This window comes from Micromonospora rubida (assembly GCF_009908295.1).
In the GTDB taxonomy this organism is placed as follows: Bacteria; Actinomycetota; Actinomycetes; order Mycobacteriales; family Micromonosporaceae; genus Micromonospora; species Micromonospora rubida.
On sequence record NZ_JAAALO010000004.1, the window covers coordinates 922,448 to 939,649 of the forward strand.

Below are 17,202 nucleotides of genomic sequence, written 5' to 3' on the forward strand. Positions count from 1 at the left end.
GGGACGGATCGGGACTCTTGGCGGGGAAACGACCCGCCCCGCGCGCAACACAGCAACCGGGTCAGGCAGCCACCGAGCCGGGCATCGTTGACGCTGGGCGGAGGGCGGTGGCGCGCAGGGAGTACGCCATGCGGGAGCGGCAGTCACCCGAGGAGCGGCCCGGCTTGCAGCGCTGCGAGTCCACGTACGGGGTGAGGGTCAGGCCCTCGAACTCCACCGCCGGCGGGTAACCCGGCACCGTCGACGGCGGCGGCACCGGCTGCTGCGCCGCCACCACCTTCACCTTCGCCTCCGTCGACCGACCGAACTTCCCCGCCTCCGGGTCCAAATCCATCACCCGCACCACCCAGACCCGCTCGCCGGTCTCCTTGTCGCGCGCCTGGTTGTCCGCCTCACCCCGCCGCTCGAAGTCGAGCTGCGGCGACACACCCAGGCACAGCGCCCCGGCGGGGAACACGTACTCGGACGGGACCGGCACCTTCAACGTCATCGGAACCACTTCGGCAGCCTCCTAGCCCTACCAGTCGTCTTCCTGACAACCGGTTGAGCTAACAAGCTACGTCAGCTTGTAAGCACAAGCAAGGTTTCGATGAGAGCAGTTCACATAGGAGTGTCGGACGGCGGTGGCAATCTCCGGACCCATGAAGCTCTTCGCCCGGCACGAGGCCACCGTCTCCATCTCCTACGGCCACTTCGTTCTACGGGACGTGTGGTGCGATGCCGGCGACGACGGCGAGTCGCTCGGAGATGCGCAGGATCAGGTAGCCGGCGCATCCACATACCGACTCACGGTGCTAACGCCCCTCGACCCGTTCAGGGCGGGGCTCGAGCTGCGGGTGTGGGCCGGCGAGCCCGAAGCCGACAGCAGCCAGTGGGACGGATGTCGACAGCTTGAGCTGCACCTCCCCACCGGAGAGATGATCGTCGAACAGATCACCGGAGGAGCGGCGGTAGAGCTCGCGCTACCGCAAGGAGCTGGGGTCTACGGCGTCCGGGTCTACCGCAGCGGAGAGGGCAACAGTCAGAGTTTCCTCATTGACCTCTGGTGGCAGACGCCGCTGCCGCCAGCCGACGATGACGAGGACTTCTACGGCGATCTGTGGAACTGACTCAGGACAGCGCGTAGGTGTCCTCGATCTCGTGGCGGCTGCCCGGCATCACCAGCACCGACGTCATGATCGGGGCGCCGGATGCCTGGTGGACGGTGATGACGACGCTCATCACCGACTCGTCGGCCGGCACCTTCAGGGCCTCGGCCTCGACTTCGCTCACTCGGCGGGCGGTCATTCGCTCGGTGGCGTAGTCGGCGCGTAGGCCCTTGTGGCGGGCGATGAGGTCGAGTAGGCCGCCCGGGATCGGGTCCGGCTTGGTGATGTCGGTACCGACCGCGATGTCCACCGGCACGAACGTGGCCACCAGGTCCACCGGCCCCGCCTCCGAGACGGTCCGGCGGCGCCGCTCGTAGACCGGCGTGCCCTCTGGGATCTTCAACTCCGCCGCGATGCGCGGTGAGGCGAGTACCGGGCCGACGTGAAGGATTTCCGTCTCCCCGGTCTCGTCCAGCTCGACGGCGTCGCGGGCGTAGTCGGGCGAGGTGCGGCCGGAGGCGGGCCGGCCGCGTACAAAGCTGCCCTTGCCCTGCTGCGACTCGATCCAGCCATCCTGCTTGAGGATGCCCAGCGCCTTCAGCACCGTCGGGCGGGACACCCCGAACTCCGTACAGAGCTGGTTCTCCGACGGCAGTGCCGCACCAGGCGCGTAGTCGCCGTCCTCAATGCGCTTCCGCAGCGTGTTCAACACGCGCAGGTACTTCGGCGTCGGAATCTCGTACGCCATCGCGGGCCACCCCACCTATGAATACTGCATGAATCACAGCAGCTTATGAGTTGTGTGCATGACAGAACAAGTCAGGTCAGGCGTCCGGCGTCACCCGCTCCACCGCTGCGGCCAGCCAGCCTGACCAGGAAGACGAGGCCCCCACCTGCTCCGGTCGCGACGCGCCCGGCCAGCGGCGCGGAAGGCAGCCGTACCGGCCGAACACCCGCAACGCCACCCGCCGTTGCGAGCACGGCCCTTCCTCCCCGCAGCCGGCGCAGCGCCCGTCCGCGCTCGACGACGTGTGCTGGTCAAGCTGCCCTTGCGCTGCCCGGAGCTGGGCACGCGCCGCACCGGACAGGTACGTGGTCACCGGCCCTAACCTCTGGGCAGCAGCTTGCTCGCGTGTACCAGGATCTGCGTCTGCGGACCCCGGCGGCCGGACGGGCTGAGCCGGACACCTTCGACCCAGATCCACTCGTCGTGCGGCGGGCGGTTGACCACCAGCCGGACCCCGGTGACCCACAGCGTCACCGGCCCGTCCGACGGTAGGAGACGATCCGTTGCATCGATCTTCAGCACCGCGCCGAGTTGTATCCGGACGTCAAACACCGCGTCTCCTCATCACCGGCGCCACGTTTCGCAACGACGGACTGTCGGTCTTGCGTCTCTGAATTTGCAGGCCGGCGATCTGTACGAAGACCTCCCGCCGCGCCAGCGCGTTACCGGTGGCCAGGTCGATGGAATAGCCGGTGAGCCACACCCAGCCGTAGTACGTCGGCGTGTCGTCCACCGACGTCACCCGCAGCCACAACGCGCGGTCCCCGGCGAACTGCACCGACGCCCGGCCGTCGACCAGCACCAGGTCACCCGGCACCGGCACACCCGGCCAGGACGGCGCAGGGGTGCGGGGCACCGGGGCGGGCGGGCCATTCACGGGCCGCCGTTCGGGTCGCGGCCCCACACCAGCACCCACCCCGGGCCAGCCTCAGCAGGTCGCCGAACGACCGGAACCCGCACAGTCCAGGCAGGACCGCCGGGCCAGGGAACGAGTCCGCTCCGACCCCCGCCCCAATCCCCGGATGGCGGTGCGGGCAGAGGCGTACTTCCAGCCCGCGCCCGAGCAGGATTGGCAGTCAGTCGATACGTTCAGCCCCGTCATGAAGACAGGCTGTGGCACAAACCGCCCGGTAACCCGGAAAATCCTTCCGGGGTCGAGGCCGACCGAGGGGAGACAGTGAACCGGTGAACGGGACGACTAACCACCTGACCATCGGCGAGCGCGTCGCCTGGTACCGCTACCGGCGCGGCCTGTCCCAGGAAGTCCTAGCCGGACTCATCGGCCGTACCGCCGACTGGCTCGGCAAAATCGAAAACAACCGGATCGAGCTGGACCGGCTCTCCGTCATCAAGTCCCTCGCCGAAGTCCTGGACGTCTCCCTCGGCACTCTGCTCGGCGAGCCCTTACTGCTCGACTGGACCGGCGAGAGCGGCAACGAGACCGTCCCCGCCCTCCGCGCCGCTCTGATGGACTACCGCGCCCTCGGCCCGTTCCACGACGGCACGGACACGGCGCCACCGAGCGTCGCCGTTCTCAAGAAGGAGGTAGGCATCCTCTGGGACGCCTACCAAGGCTCCCGATTCGGGTACGTCACCGGTTGCCTTCCCGAGTTGCTCCACCGCGCCCAGGCCGCCGCCGACCACCACGACGGCGACGACCAGGACCAGGCCCGCCGGCTGCTCGGCCTGGCCTACCAACTCGCCGCCACCCAGCTCACCAAGCTCGGCGAAACCGACCTCGCGTGGATCGCCGCCGACCGCGGCTTGACCGCCGTCCGATCCACCGGCGACCCGCTCATCACCGGCTCCCTGTTCCGCTCCGTCGGCCACGCCCTGCACGCCACCGGCCGCTACACCGACGCCGTACGCCTCACCGAAGACGCCGCCGGCTACCTTGAGCCCCACCTCAAGCACGCCACACCGGCGCTGCTCTCCGTCTACGGAACCCTGTTCCTGTCCGGCTCGATGGCCGCCGCCCGAGCCAACGACGCCACCACCACCCGCACCTTTATCGCCGCCGCAGACCACGCCGCCGGCCAGCTCGGCGCGGACGCCAACCACCTCTGGACGGCGTTCGGCCCGACCAACGTCGCCATCCACCGCGTCGCCACCGCCGCCGAGCTGGGAGACCTGCAAGTCGCCATCGACCTCGGCCCCCGCGTCGACACCACCGGCCTACCGATGGAACGCCGGGTGCGACACGCACTCGAAGTCGCCCGGGCCTACAGCTCATGGAACCGCGTCGACGACGCTCAGGCCGTCCTGCTCGACGCCGAACAGATGGCACCCGAGCAGGTCCGCCATCACTTCCTCAGCCGCCAACTCGCCCTGACCTGGGTACGCCGACAGCGCGGCAAGCCCTCCGCCGAACTGGTCGGACTGGCACGCCGGCTCAAGGTGCTCGACTGACCCCAGCCCATCTAGGCTGCCCTGGTGACGGCCAACGAGATGCCACCCATGGCAACCCCACGCGTCGCCGCAGGCGCACTCTTCTTCGACGATGAAGGCCGCGTGCTCCTCGTACGCCCCAGCTACAAGAACCACTGGGACATCCCCGGCGGCTACGTCGAACCCGGCGAGTCACCCCGGGCCGCCTGCCAGCGCGAGATTGAGGAAGAACTCGGCCTCAAGCCCGCACTTGGACCGATGCTGGTCGTTGACTGGGCACCCGCCGAGCACGAGGGCGACAAGCTTCTATTCGTCTTCGACGGCGGGACGCTCACGGCAGACCAGGAACGCGCCATCCACTTCGAAGACGGGGAACTTACGGAGTGGCGCTACGTAGCCGCAAGGTCCCTGGAGCAGCACGGCCCGTCCCGGCTCGCCCGTAGGATCCGCACCGCAATTGCTGCACGCATCGCCGGAGGATCCGCATACGCTGAACATGGCACCGCAACCTGAACCCCACTTTCGATACATGATCAAGGCGCCCGGCGGCTGACGCGGAAGCGGGAAGCCCGAGGAGTTCCCGCAGAAACGATAGGCGCTCGCGTCGCGGTCGGTGGTGGTTCTGGAAGAAAGCCGTCCCGGCGGCCATCGACTTGGCAGACAGTGAGGATTGGTGGGGTGTCCTGGTGGCAACGTCAATCCCAAAGTGGGTCTTGAATTACTACCGGATCCCGGCCAGAAACTAACCTCACGTCTGAATCCGGAACGTTCCGATGGCTTAGCTCAAGCAGAAGTCGGACTGCGGCCTGCGCCAGTTCGTTAAGCGGAAAGGAGGCGTTAGTGTGGCCCATGGCTGTTCCGGTGAAGAAGTCCGCTATTAGATTACGCCCACTAGACATCGCTATTGCAGCTGCCTGCGCCACCGAGTCGCCACGATCTACTAGTTGACCAAAGTCTGGACTGTCGACAACGTCGGCATTGCCCACCGCCTGGATCGAGATGGCGAAGTTGTCCTGCTGTACCTTGACGTCCGTCATTCGAACTCCCAGCTGACGAATGCCATCAATCAGGGTAGCAACTGAGACGCCGCGACGTGTCTCATGTGGAGGCAGATCGCTTGACCTGGCGGCGAAGTAGGCGATCCAGCCGTCACCGCGCAGTGCTAGGCAGTCTCGTTCTACGCCCCAATCCGCACGTTGCCCTTCGGGGCTACGCGCGCCGTTCCGGCCGAAAACACGTGCCCCACGTGCTAGCAATCGATCCAGGTTGGCTTCGACTAGGCGGCCCAGATTTGATCCTGACTCGGGCCCCAGAGCTACTAACTGTTCAAGTTGAACGCTACGGCCGATTCTACGCCAGAATTGAACGTCATCAGTTGTCAGAGTTGCAAGAAGAAGGGAAAGGTCCCTACCCGCTAGCGGCCCAGTCAGGTTTCGATTGGACGGGAAACTTTCCGCAGTCCCGCCTTGCCCCTCCCAGACTGCCCGGTAAAGCCGGCTGAACCGATTGTTCTGATCGTCGTCCAAGATGCCCTCTGCCGCTGCGAGCGCCGACCTGATCGGCTCCGCCTCCAGATTCTCGGCAGCGGAGAAGCCTGCGATTGCTGATTCGGCGGCACCTCTTGCAGCCTGCTCATCGACTAATCCAAGGCCGCCACGGATGACAGCATTCGCAAGAACCGAAGTAATCGGGACGCGGGGGGCCGCGAATTCCTCGATTGCATCTGGATCCGTAATCAGGGCTCGCGCCTTCTTCGCTGCCGTCACCAAGCGTTCATGGGCGGGTGAACTTCCCTCGGACCCGGAGTCATCCAGCATAAGCATAATTGGATGGCTCGATGCGATGATTTTAAGGTCAGCTGCTAGCCATTCCGGGTTTGAATCTGTGCGCAGGAAGACGAGCCTCTCGCGCCTTTCGTCCGGCCAAGCCAGCACCAGGTCGGGCGCAAATGTGTGGTTGAAGTATTCAGTTTTCCTAACACGGACAGACGGATCGCCAGATTGCAGAAATTTACTGACGCTAGTTTTCAGAGAATCGATTCGTCGATCCGGCGTGTCGAAATTTAGCGCATGACGCAGAGCTGCGCTGAATTGCCCGGTCATTGGGAATCCTCCCCGATGCCCATAAACGCCGTAAGCCGCTGGTAGTGGTCGCTCGTGATTACTAAATCTTCTTGCTCTTCGCAGAGCGTCAGCAGCCACAGGCGTTTGGTCAGCTCATATACGACTTGCGCGTCTAGCTTTTTTTGTGCCTCCTCGGCCGATTCCGTACCGAATACCCGGAAAATATTGTCAGCATGAAGAAGATGTTTTCGTATGGACTCCGGGCTTCGATGTTTATGCCAATTCTGCGCTTGAAATGGTGCCCAAGATAACCATAATAGATTGTCACATCGGTCTGGCTTTTCCTGGAAGGCTACGTAACATTCGGCTATGAATTTTCGGTACTCAGTGGCCGAATCCATTTCGTAGCTATACGCCTTAACTTCCGCCATGAATGACTGGTCATGTAGAGTGCCGCCACGCAACTGTCCCCCCAAGTCAAAGCTAAAGGGTTGGCCGCCGTAGGGCCATTGAAAATGCAGCAGATCCTTAAAAACCTTGCTAGTGTTTGTGTAAATCGACGCAACACGGGTTGAGTAGTTCAGCCACCGCTTAGCTCGATCTACGCCAATACTGCCGGTCTGCTGTCGTATCTCGCCCGCCACCATCACGGAATACTATGCTAGCCAACACGCACAGCAACAGGTCCGAAGGTACAACTGGAGCCCGCCCGCTGGTTGGCTAGCACCAGCACTTGCTTGGTGCTCGCTAGCCTTCACTGCGAGGCTTCGCAGCAGGACGCCGCGCACTACAGGCTCAGGGCGGCGGGGGATGACAGGGGGCACGAGAGGCCGTCAAACGTCGTCAAGCAGCTACCAGCGATGGCAGCCGGTGCGTGCAGCAGGCACTGACAGTGTTCCGCCGGTGGCAGAATAGCGGCTCAAATGTTCCGCTTCACACCGCTTCGACTCCACCGGTTGCCGAAGCACTCTCTTCTAGATCAAGGCGCCGCGCAAGCGCGGCGCGCGCTCGCCCGCCCGCCTGCTGGCGGCCTCCGGCCGGCATCGGCCGGCGGGCGGCGCAGTACGCAAGGCTGGGAGACTGCCAGCGTGCACGAATTGGCATCCCAGCTCACATTGACGCCACGCACTCACGAGTTACTCAGTCGGCGTGCTGCCGCCCGTTGGGCAGCGGACCGCCTGAAGCCGACTCTCCAGGTGCTCGACTTCCTGGTCGACGGAGTCTCGCTGTTGGACATGATCCGAGCACGGCTGCCAGGATTCCTGCTCGTCTCGCCACTCTGGGTCGGTTCACCTCTAGTAGTCGAGTTCCATGCAACCGCTCTTCTTGGCGAGGGCCCGTCGGACCTGCACGACGGTGACCCCGAGGACCACGTCGCCCTCTTCATGTGCCCGCACTGCGCGATCGGCGGATGCGGGGTTCTCTCGGCCCGCCTCGTACGCGATGACGACCGGGTTGTGTGGACTGACGTAGCGCAGGGTTGGCCCAATCTCGCTGGTATCGGCCCCTTCGTCTTCAAGGCGGACGAGTACGAGCGAGCCTTGCGCCCACTGACCTTGGACAGAACGGCCGGCAGGACAGGCAAGACCTCCGTACCCGGCGGGCCGTGACGATCGCGGGGGTGGTTGGCCGCCATCGAAGTCGGGGCGATCGACTGCCGCGCCGCTTCGCGGCTTGCCACCGGGTGTGGGAACCAGGCCGCGGAATGCCGGCGTCACGCGAAGCCGCCCCCGGCCCTCGGGCGGGGGCGGAAAGCCGTACGACGCCGGACAGCCGCGCCCAGGGTGTTGCCGAAAGCTAGGAGACGTCGAAAAGCCGGAGGCCGTCGTATTCGGCGAAGTCGGCGTAGTCCTTGCCGTTGAAGGTCGCCAGCGGTAGCCGGTCGACGAGGCAGCAGGCCGCGATCCACGAATCGTTCGTCGGACGGGGCCGCCCACGCTGCTGCGCCCGCGCCTGGAGCTGCCCCCAGGTGGTCGCCACCGCCTCGTCGAAGGGCAGCAGCACGACACCGGAGCGCCACTGCGCGAGGTCAGCCAGCTTGCGTGGCCCCCAGCTTCGCAGCACGGTCCACTTGGTCAACTCCCCGAGCGTGACGAAGCTGATGCACAGGGTCTTACCGGCCAGCCGGGCACGGAGGCGGTCATGCAGCCGCCCTCGGAGGATCGCCGACGCGACGTCGGTGTCCAGGACTACGAGGCTCACGCGGCGCCAGCTCGGCGGGAGGCATAGAGGTCGGCGAGGAAGTCGTCCAGCTCGTTGTCTGACTCGAAGAGGTCGGGCCGAGCCAGGTCGTCGACGGAGGCGACCGGCCGGACACCCTGACGGCGGGCCAGCTCCTCAGCCGGTACGTGCTCAGCGGTCGGCCACTCGGGCATTCTCTCGGCGTTGCTCGACATCACGACTCGCCCCCTCCAGCTCACAGCGGCTCCCATTCTCTCACGAAGAGAGCGTGGGCCTCGTCATCTCCGGCACGGACTATCCACGGATTGATCTTGACGACGATCGCTGCGGGTCGAGCCAGTCGGGGCAGGTCAGAGGCCCCGAGGTGAGCCGGACCGTACTCCTTTCCTAAACCGTGTGTCGCAGGTTCGAATCCTGCCGGGGGCACCTCGAAGATCAACAAAAACACCATCTGAACAGCGGATACGCTTCCGCGTCGATCGGTCGACCTGCGCAGCCGAATGCCACCCGTAGCCGCCGTTTGTAGCCCTCAGGGCAAAATACGTGCAATGATCTTGGGCACTTGCTCCGGCCTGTTCGGGCAGGTCAGAGCCCTCTCGGCGAGCAGTAGCGGAGGTCGGCCTGACAGGATCGCGCCCGTGACGACCCCGCAGCCGATCCCTCCCAGCCACGCCGACCTGGAGGCGCGGTTCGCCGCCATCCTCTCCGGCCGCCAGTCGCATGACGAGGTGGACCGCTGGGCTACCCGGACCATGCTCGACCTGGAAGGCATCGAGGTCGACGAGGCGGTGTCGTGGGCACTCGGGATCCTCGCCGGCATCGACCTACGCCACGGACCGGATGAGCCGTACCTGCATGACGGTGCGCAGGTGCGCGGGTGGCTCACAGAGTTCCGAGAACGGTGCGGCGTCTCTGACTGAGCACCGACTCGATCGCGTACACCTTCAGCAGCGCATCCACCGAGTGCCCGGCCCGCTGCGTGACTTCGGGCGCCGGCAGCCCGGTCTTGAGCCAGAGCGACACCCCGACGTGCCGCAGGTCGTATGGCCGCCCGGCCAGGGGAGACGCCGCCCGGTCCGGGGTCAGGCTCAGCGTCCGCGCCTCCTCCCAGATCCGGGAGCCCGCCGCGGCAGCGCCGGATCCGGCCGCCCGGCCAGGAACGCCCGATCCCGCGGCCCGATGCCCCGATCCTCACCTGCGGCAACGACGTCGACCCGGGCGCGGACGACTGCGACGCACACCGCACCAGTGAGGTCGTCGCGGTCGCCGACGAGCTGCCGGAGCCGTCGCCTGCGTACGGGTCGACGGCCGGCGCGTCCCGGCTTGCTGCGTGACGTGCACGAAACCCCACGGAGGTGACAGTCATGAGCGCCACCAGCACGTATGGTTCCCGGGGAGTACCGTCTATTGATTTCCGCCGGGAGCCAAGATGTCGGACAAGCCGTTCTATACCGTGGCTGATCTCGCCGTGATCGGCGCCCGGGTGCAGGACGTCGAGGAGATGAAGGGCCGCACGATCTCTCAGCACCTGTGGGAGTCGCAGCCGACGGTGACCGTCACAGGTGTGACCCGGCCGGGAAAGTATGCCGAGGACCCGTTCCCCACGCCGGATGACTACGTGGGCAAGGTTCCGTGGTGGGCGAAGACCCGGGAGCCGGAGATCGTGGCATGGTTCGAGCGGCACCCGCGTCGACGCAAAGGTGATGGGATCGGTGGGCGGAAGCCTAAGGGCCGGGCGAGTTGACTTTGCCGATGGCTACGCCGTCGACATCGACGTCAGGGACGCCGACCGGACGCAGGCGTTTACCATTGAGCCCGGCCCTTCCGGCTGGCGTCCCGGCCACAGGGCTGACCGAATGGGCATCCGAGACGCCTATGCCCCGACTTCTAGCCACCGCGCTGGTTGGACCAGGAGGCCGCATTGAGGGCCGCTGGGAGGCTGTCGGACGTCAGCCCCCTCCACGGGTGGCCAGTGACGATCGCATGGGTGCTCGGCTCGGACGCCCAGGTCATGGCCCTGCCCGTGAGCCTCCTCAGTCGCCTTCCCAAACGGCGGCGGGCAACCTGACGCCCTGGTGGTCACGTCCGAGATTCGACGATCGCGGCCTCGATGCGCAGTCCGACCCCTGCGGCGATGAGGAAGCCTGCGAGGATGTGCGGCTCTGTCGTGCCGGTGCTGGTGGACAAGGTGATGGCGGAGACCAGGAAGCCGGCGACAAGGGCCACATTTCCGAGGGCGCGAGCCGTGGACGCATGCCTCGAAGGAGGGTTCACCTGGCGGACCGTACCGAAGATTTGGTGCCGGTGCTGTCCGGACTCGTACCGATCAGCGGCCGGGCGATCGCGAGGGTGGTCGGCCACGTGGAGGCGGGGGCGATCGGCTGCCGCGTCGCTTCGCGGCTTGCCACCGGGTACGAGAACCAGGCCACGGAACGCCGGCGTCACGCCAAGCCGCCCGGCCGGAGGGGCCGGTGCCGCCTCGGTCCGCTCGTCCATCCGGCGCCGCTAGGGGCGCACCTCGATCGCCCACAGCGAATCGGTCACCGCGATCTGGCGTACGACGAACGGCGAGGTCTGGAGGGCACCCAACACGTCGGCGGGACACGCCAGGGGGTGCTCGCCGGTCGGGGCGACGGTGCCGGCCAGATAGAGGGCTCCGGCGAGGCGCAGGCTCTCCCGGATGAGGCCGCCCAGGTCGGTGACGGTGAGGACCCGCCAGTTCTCCCAGTGGACCACGTCGTCGAAGGAGCCATCCGGCCACGGCGTCTTCAGGCCGAGAAGGGGCTTGTTCGTCTCCGTGCGTTCGGACGTCACGTCGAGCGTCGCCGTGGGACGGTGCCGGAGCAGGCGTGCGCCGCGCCCGGCCCACAGGCGGCGGCCGGCCGCCGGGAGCGAGCGCTCCAACTCCGGTGCCAGTTGGGCGCTCGCGTCGACGGCCCGCTCCAGGAACGCCGCGTACGTCGGCAGGTTCAGCACTTGGTCGCGCGGGTACTCGCCGAGCCGCTCCACCTCGTAGTGCTCGTGTTTGCGGACGAGGTACTCCAGGCCCGAGCGCGCGTTGTCCCAGTTTCGCCCGAAGTCGGAGTAGTGCGGGACGTGGTAGCAGGTCGCCGTGGGGGCGTAGACGAAGCGGCCGTGGGCCCTCTCCCAGTGCAGGTAGAGGCGGTACGCCAGCTCGGTGTCCTCCCAGCCCCACCGGTCGAAGACCTCGTCGAAGCCACCGATGTCGACAAACGTCCTTCGCGGCAGTGAGAAGTTGTGCGAGACCAGGAACACCCACGGCGAGGAGTCGACGGTGCCCTCGGTCTCCACCCCGAACCCCATGCGCGCGTCATCCTGATGGCAAGGCACGACGTCGGGAAGCGTGCCCGGATCGGCGAACCGGGCCGCCGTGCGCCAGTCCGACTCGACGCGGCGGCCGAGGACCACGCGTTCGTGTCCGTCGGCGTGCCAGGCGACGTGCCGTGCGAGCAGCTCGGGGTGCGCCACCGAGTCGGCGTCGAGGAACAGCAGGTGATCTTCGGTGGCGGTGCTCGCACCGGTGTTGCGAGCTGCGGCGCGGCCCCGGTTGACCGGGTGCCGCACCCATCGGACGGGCAACACGTCGGCGAACTGCGCCACCAGCCCCGCCACCGGTTCGGGCGAGCAGTCGTCGACAACGATCACTTCGAACTGCTCTGCGGGAAGGCTCTGGGCCGCCAGCGAGGAAAGCGTGTGACGCAGTGCGTACGGGTTCTGGTACACCGGAACTACGACGGATAGCGCCACGGGCGGGTCCTCCCCGGTAGCTCTGCGGCGACAACTAACGGGCGACCGTAACCACTTCGACGGCCATCCACAATCACCGCGGTTGAACGGGGGGCCGCCGGCGACATGCGGCACCCGCATCGGGAAACCCGTCCTCTAGCATGATTGACCCCTGTCCCACCGTCGCGTCAGGCAGCCCTCATGACCGGTACGATTTTCGAGAACGCCCGGATCCACACGCTCGACCCCGTCCAACCGCGCGCCGAGGCAATGCTGGTGCGCGGCGAGCGGATCGTCGCCGTCGGAAGCCGCGACGAGTGCCGGGAGCGTGCCGGCGGCGGAGCGCGTCGGGTCGACCTCGCCGGGCTGACCGTGCTGCCCGGGCTGATCGACAGCCACATCCACTCCGCCCTGTACGTGCGGGGCCTGGAGCAGGTGGACCTGCGCGGCACCGCCAGCCTCGACGAGGCGCTGACCCGGATCGGGCGGCACGCCGCCACCCTGCCGCCCGACGCCTGGCTCTTCGGCGCACGCTGGGACAGCCACAAGTGGGCCCGGCCGGTGCAGCCGAACCGGGCCGACCTCGACCGGGTCTGCCCGGACCGTCCCGCCGTGCTGCCCAGCATCGACGGGCACACCACCTGGGTCAACAGCGCCGCCCTGCGGCGGCTCGGCATCGACGCCGACACCCCCGACCCGATCGGTGGGCAGATCGTCCGCGACGAGCGCGGCGAGCCGACCGGCATCCTGCGGGAGGCGGCCGGGGACGCGGCCTACGACATCTTGCGTTCCTCCGTCGCGGGGGACATGGTCGCGCAGTTGCGTACCCACCTGCCCCGGCTGCTTGCCGTGGGCCTCACCAGCATTCACGACCTCGACGGGCAGGACTGCCGGGCCGCCTTCGAGACCCTGTACGCCCAGGGTGAGCTGCCGCTGCGGGTGCACAAGACGATTCCGTCGACCTCGTTGGACGAGGCGATCGACCTTGGCTGGGCGACCGGCGACGGGGACCGCTGGCTGAGTACGGGACCGGTGAAGATCTTCACCGACGGGGCGCTCGGCTCGCACACCTGCCTGATGAGCGAGCCGTACGAGGGGGAGCCGGACAACCACGGCATCGCGGTCACCCCGGCGGAGGAGTTCGAGCGGCTGGTGGCGAAGGCGGCCGGGGCCGGCATCGCCGTGGCGGCGCACGCCATCGGCGACGCGGCCAACGCGATGGTGCTGCGGACGTACGCCCGCTGGCAGGAGTCAGCGGGTGCCGATCCGGCGGTACGGCGGCTGCGGCACCGGATCGAACACACCCAGCATCTTCGGCCGGAGGACGTGCCACTGCTCGCCCGGCTGGGCGTGATCGCCTCGATGCAGCCGACCCACTGCACCAGCGACATCCCCCTGACCAGCAGGATGCTCGCCGGCCGGGACCTCGCCTCGTATGCCTGGCGGAGCCTGTTGGACGCCGGCGTGACGGTGGCGTTCGGCTCGGACGCGCCGGTCGAGGATCCGGAGCCGTTCTACGGCATCCACGCCGCGGTGACCCGGCAGCAGTCCGACGGAAGCCCGCCGGGGGGAGTGGACCCACACGAGCGGCTCAGCCTCGACGCGGCGCTGCGGGGGTTCACCGTCGCCGGCGCGTACGCCTCCTACGAGGAGCACCTGAAGGGGCGGCTCAGGGCCGGCATGCTCGCCGACTTCATCGCGTTGCCCGCCGATCCGTACGAGGTCGAGCCGGCGGACCTGCGCGATCTCACGGTGGCGCTCACCGTGGTCGGCGGGGTCGTGCGCTGGCAGCGCTGACCCCACGGCCGGTGTGGCGGATGTTCTCCGCGCTGGCCGGCACATGCCGCTCTCCAGTACGTCCGGCGTCGGCGGCTCACCGTCGCGGCCGCCGAGGTGCTCGCAGGGGAGGCGACGCTGCGGGTCTCGACGGACGGCACGCGGGCCGACGCCGAGCTGTGGATCCCGGTGGAGCGGGTCACGGCCTGAGCCGTCCGTCGCCCCGCCCCGCACCGACAGGGCGCGGGGTGGGCGACGGACTCCGGCAAGCGGATCAGAGAAGGGCTCAGAGCGTCGCGCGGAGCGCCTCGGCGAGGGTGGTCGGCCGGCGGCCGGCCAGCTTCGCCAGGTCGTCGCCCTCGACGTACAGCTCGCCCTGGGACAGGCCCCGGTCGCTGTCGGCGAGGAGGGCGGCGAACCTCGCGGGGATGCCCGCGCCGGCCAGCACCTCGGCGAACTTCTCCGTCGGCAGGTCGGTGTACCCGACGCTCCGGCCGGTCTGCCGGGACAGCTCCTCGGCCAGCTCGGTGAGGGTGAACGCCTCGCCGCCCAGCTCGTACACCCGGCCGGCCTCGCCGGCGCCGGTGAGCGCCGCGGCGGCGGCCTCGGCGAAGTCCGCGCGGGTGGCGGCGCTGACCCGGCCGTCGCCCGCCGCGCCGGTCACCCCGTACTGGAGGTACGTCGGGAGCTGGTCGGTGTAGTTCTCCAGGTACCAGCCGTTGCGCAGGATCACGTACGGCAGGCCGGCGGCGGCGATCTCCCGCTCGGTGGCCAGGTGCTCCCCGGCGAGGATCATGCTGGACCGGTCGGCGTTGGCGATGCTGGTGTAGGCGACCAGCCCCACGCCGGCCTCGCGGGCGGCGGCGACGACGTTGCGGTGCTGGGTCTCCCGCTGCCCGACCTCGCTGCCGGAGACGAACATCAGCTTCTCGGCCCCGGCGAGCGCGGCGCGCAGCGAGTCGGGGTCGTTGTAGTCGGCCCGCCGGGTGACCACCCCGCGTCCGGCGAGGTCGGCGAGCTTGCCGGTGTCCCGGCCGAGCGCCACGATCTCCCCGGCCGGTACGCCCCGACGCAGCAGCGACTCGACGATCAGGCGGCCGAGGTGGCCGGTGGCTCCGGTGACGACGATGGACATGTGACTCCTCGGGAAATGTCGATGATCCGTCGTCCGGTACCAACATGGCGTTCTTCCCAGCACTTCCCGTTGGGCGCCCGCTGATCCTCGCCGGCTGTCGGGGCTGGTGCGTGCGGGCGGAAGGGGGTAGAAACATGTCGATCCCCCAAATCGTGAAGGGATGCCGGACGGCGGATCGAGAGAGCGCTCTCATGGTCGCCCGGCCCGCCACCGCCACCCGACAGGCAGGCTGATGACACCTCGCACCCGCCGCCACCTCCTGGCCCTGGCCACCACCACCGTCTCCCTCGCCGCCGCCGGCCTCGTTCCGGCGCCCGCGCTGGCCCACCCCGGCCACCCCGACGACCGCCACCCGGACCTCGGCCCGTACGTGCACGTCTACGACCCGTCCACCCCGACCGCCGAGATCCAGTCCACCCTCGATGCGATCTTCACGAAGCAGGAACGCAACGAGATGGGCACCGACCGGCACGCGGTGCTGTTCAAGCCCGGCCGGTACGACGTCGACGCGAAGCTCGGCTACTACACCACCGTGGCCGGTCTCGGCCGCTCCCCGGACGACGTCGACATCTACGGCGCGGTCCGGGTCATCGGACAGCCCGACCCGAACTCGCCGGGGGGCATCTCCGCGCTGACCAACTTCTGGCGCTCGGCGGAGAACCTCGCCGTCATACCCTCCGACTGGTCGAACCAGTGGGCGGTCTCCCAGGCGTCCCCGATGCGCCGCGTGCACGTGCGCGGCCCCCTCTGGCTCGAACCGGGCAACGGCGGGTACTCCAGCGGCGGCTACATCGCCGACTCGAAGGTCGACGGGACCACCATCAACGGCTCCCAGCAGCAGTGGCTGACCCGGGACAGCGAGCTCGGCGGCCAATGGAGCAACGGGGTCTGGAACCAGGTCTTCTCCGGCGTGACCGGGGCACCCGCCCAGAGATTCCCCGACCCCCCGTACACCACGCTCCCGACCAGCCCGGTCACCAGGGAGAAGCCGTACCTGTTCGTCGACGGCAACGACCGGTGGCGGGTGGCCGTACCGGGACTGCGGCACGACACCGCCGGCATCACCTGGGCGGCCGGCGGCCGACCGACCCCCTCGCTGTCGCTGCGCGACTTCTTCGTCGCCCGGCCCACCGACAGCGCCCAGCGGATCAACCGGGAGTTGGCGCGGGGGCGGCACCTGCTGCTCACCCCGGGCGTGTACCGGCTGAACCAGGCGCTGCGGGTCACCCGGCCGGGCACCGTCGTGCTCGGACTCGGCATGCCCAGCCTCGCCCCGTCCACCGGCGACGCGGCGCTGCGGGTCGCCGACGTCGACGGGGTACGCGTCGCCGGGTTGCTGGTCGACGCCGGTCGGCGCGAGTCGGACGTGCTCGTCGAGATCGGCCGGCGCGACGGTCGCCGGGACCACGCCGCGAACCCGACCTCGGTGCAGGACGTCTTCTTCCGCATCGGCGGCCCCTGGGTCGGCCGGGCCCGGACCAGCCTCGCCGTGCACAGCGACGACACCCTGCTCGACAACATCTGGGCCTGGCGCGGCGACCACGGCAACGGCATCGGCTGGACGGCGAACACCGCCGACACCGGGGTGCTGGTCACCGGCGACGACGTGACGGCGTACGGGCTCTTCGTCGAGCACTACCAGCGGTACCAGACGGTGTGGACCGGCGAGCGCGGCCGGACCGTTTTTTACCAGAGCGAACTGCCCTACGACCCGCCGAGCCAGGCCGCCTGGGCCAGCCCGACCGGTCGCGGCTGGGCGTCATACAAGATCGCCGACTCCGTGCGCCGGCACGAGGCGTGGGGACTCGGCGTGTACTCGTACTTCAATCAGGGGGTCGACGTCCGGGCGGCCCGGGCGATCGAGGTGCCCCGCCGGCCGGGCGTGCGGCTCCACGACATGATCACCGTCTTCCTCGACGGCAGCGGCGGCATCGAGCGCACGGTCAACGACGCCGGCACCCCGGTCGTCGGCTCGTTCGGCACCAGCCCGGTGGTCAGCTACCCCTGACCGGACGACCGCCCGGGCGGACCCGGTGA

19 protein-coding genes and 1 pseudogene are annotated in these 17,202 nt (G+C 68.3%); 8 read left to right on the forward strand and 12 right to left on the reverse strand.

What is annotated here, in order from left to right; translation table 11 throughout:
- Positions 1–61 precede the first annotated feature (61 nt).
- Positions 62–490, reverse strand: a complete 429-nt coding sequence (locus GVV04_RS18800) for a hypothetical protein (protein ID WP_201753606.1) — start codon at positions 488–490, stop codon at positions 62–64.
- Between the two features lie 151 nt (positions 491–641).
- Here GVV04_RS18800 and GVV04_RS18805 point away from each other — a divergent pair, with 151 nt between their 5' ends.
- Entirely contained in the window at positions 642–1,109 is a 468-nt protein-coding gene (locus tag GVV04_RS18805) for a hypothetical protein (RefSeq protein WP_161689300.1), read from the forward strand.
- A 1-nt stretch (position 1,110) separates the two neighbouring features.
- On the opposite strand, the gene GVV04_RS18810 is transcribed toward GVV04_RS18805, so the two are convergent.
- From GVV04_RS18810 to GVV04_RS18825, 4 genes are all read right to left on the reverse strand, one after another.
- Positions 1,111–1,836, reverse strand: a complete 726-nt coding sequence (locus GVV04_RS18810) for a GntR family transcriptional regulator (RefSeq protein WP_161689301.1) — start codon at positions 1,834–1,836, stop codon at positions 1,111–1,113.
- A gap of 76 nt (positions 1,837–1,912) precedes the next feature.
- Entirely contained in the window at positions 1,913–2,188 is a 276-nt protein-coding gene (locus GVV04_RS18815; RefSeq protein ID WP_328822449.1) for a hypothetical protein, read from the reverse strand.
- Positions 2,189–2,193: 5 nt separating this feature from the next.
- Complete coding sequence (locus GVV04_RS18820; protein ID WP_161689302.1) at positions 2,194–2,427, reverse strand: hypothetical protein; 234 nt, start codon at positions 2,425–2,427, stop codon at positions 2,194–2,196.
- A complete protein-coding gene (locus tag GVV04_RS18825; protein ID WP_407938812.1) occupies positions 2,420–2,692 on the reverse strand; it encodes a hypothetical protein in 273 nt (90 codons plus the stop codon). The genes GVV04_RS18820 and GVV04_RS18825 overlap by 8 nt, the downstream gene beginning before the upstream one ends.
- A 368-nt stretch (positions 2,693–3,060) precedes the next feature.
- Between GVV04_RS18825 and GVV04_RS18830 the strand changes: the two genes are divergently transcribed.
- Entirely contained in the window at positions 3,061–4,284 is a 1,224-nt protein-coding gene (locus tag GVV04_RS18830) for a helix-turn-helix domain-containing protein (RefSeq protein ID WP_161689303.1), read from the forward strand.
- Between the two features lie 24 nt (positions 4,285–4,308).
- Positions 4,309–4,776 (forward strand): NUDIX hydrolase, encoded by a 468-nt coding sequence (locus GVV04_RS18835; RefSeq protein WP_328822450.1) that lies wholly within the window; start codon positions 4,309–4,311, stop codon positions 4,774–4,776.
- 182 nt (positions 4,777–4,958) lie between these two features.
- Here the strand turns inward: GVV04_RS18835 and GVV04_RS18840 are convergent, their stop codons facing one another.
- The 4 genes from GVV04_RS18840 to GVV04_RS18855 all read right to left on the reverse strand — a co-directional run bounded on the left by GVV04_RS18840 (position 4,959) and on the right by GVV04_RS18855 (position 8,722).
- Positions 4,959–6,365, reverse strand: a complete 1,407-nt coding sequence (locus GVV04_RS18840) for a hypothetical protein (RefSeq protein ID WP_161689304.1) — start codon at positions 6,363–6,365, stop codon at positions 4,959–4,961.
- The gene (locus GVV04_RS18845; RefSeq protein ID WP_161689305.1) at positions 6,362–6,973 is read right to left on the reverse strand and encodes a hypothetical protein; all 612 of its coding nucleotides are present in this window, start codon (positions 6,971–6,973) and stop codon (positions 6,362–6,364) included. The genes GVV04_RS18840 and GVV04_RS18845 overlap by 4 nt, the downstream gene beginning before the upstream one ends.
- A gap of 1,150 nt (positions 6,974–8,123) precedes the next feature.
- Positions 8,124–8,528 (reverse strand): type II toxin-antitoxin system VapC family toxin, encoded by a 405-nt coding sequence (locus tag GVV04_RS18850; RefSeq protein WP_161689306.1) that lies wholly within the window; start codon positions 8,526–8,528, stop codon positions 8,124–8,126.
- Entirely contained in the window at positions 8,525–8,722 is a 198-nt protein-coding gene (locus GVV04_RS18855; RefSeq protein ID WP_161689307.1) for a hypothetical protein, read from the reverse strand. Before GVV04_RS18855 ends, GVV04_RS18850 begins: the two co-directional genes overlap by 4 nt.
- A gap of 423 nt (positions 8,723–9,145) precedes the next feature.
- Here GVV04_RS18855 and GVV04_RS18860 point away from each other — a divergent pair, with 423 nt between their 5' ends.
- Positions 9,146–9,427 (forward strand): hypothetical protein, encoded by a 282-nt coding sequence (locus tag GVV04_RS18860; protein WP_161689308.1) that lies wholly within the window; start codon positions 9,146–9,148, stop codon positions 9,425–9,427.
- Positions 9,428–9,936: 509 nt separating this feature from the next.
- Entirely contained in the window at positions 9,937–10,251 is a 315-nt protein-coding gene (locus tag GVV04_RS18865) for a hypothetical protein (RefSeq protein WP_161689309.1), read from the forward strand.
- Positions 10,252–10,586: 335 nt separating this feature from the next.
- On the opposite strand, the gene GVV04_RS18870 is transcribed toward GVV04_RS18865, so the two are convergent.
- Both GVV04_RS18870 and GVV04_RS18875 read right to left on the reverse strand, forming a co-directional pair.
- Positions 10,587–11,003, reverse strand: a complete 417-nt coding sequence (locus GVV04_RS18870) for a hypothetical protein (RefSeq protein WP_161689310.1) — start codon at positions 11,001–11,003, stop codon at positions 10,587–10,589.
- Between the two features lie 9 nt (positions 11,004–11,012).
- Complete coding sequence (locus GVV04_RS18875; protein ID WP_161689311.1) at positions 11,013–12,275, reverse strand: glycosyltransferase family 2 protein; 1,263 nt, start codon at positions 12,273–12,275, stop codon at positions 11,013–11,015.
- Positions 12,276–12,455: 180 nt separating this feature from the next.
- Here GVV04_RS18875 and GVV04_RS18880 point away from each other — a divergent pair, with 180 nt between their 5' ends.
- Positions 12,456–14,051: an amidohydrolase gene (locus tag GVV04_RS18880; protein ID WP_161689312.1), complete on the forward strand. Its 1,596-nt coding sequence runs from the start codon at positions 12,456–12,458 to the stop codon at positions 14,049–14,051.
- 17 nt (positions 14,052–14,068) lie between these two features.
- A pseudogene (locus GVV04_RS34815) lies at positions 14,069–14,171 on the forward strand (AraC family transcriptional regulator); the annotation flags it as partial.
- A 145-nt stretch (positions 14,172–14,316) separates the two neighbouring features.
- On the opposite strand, the gene GVV04_RS18885 reads toward GVV04_RS34815, so the two are convergent.
- A complete protein-coding gene (locus GVV04_RS18885; RefSeq protein WP_161689313.1) occupies positions 14,317–15,165 on the reverse strand; it encodes an SDR family oxidoreductase in 849 nt (282 codons plus the stop codon).
- Positions 15,166–15,397: 232 nt separating this feature from the next.
- Here GVV04_RS18885 and GVV04_RS18890 point away from each other — a divergent pair, with 232 nt between their 5' ends.
- Positions 15,398–17,173 carry an adenylyl cyclase gene (locus GVV04_RS18890; RefSeq protein ID WP_235966272.1) on the forward strand — a complete coding sequence of 592 codons (1,776 nt, stop codon included), beginning with the start codon at positions 15,398–15,400 and terminating at the stop codon, positions 17,171–17,173.
- Positions 17,174–17,202 lie beyond the last annotated feature (29 nt).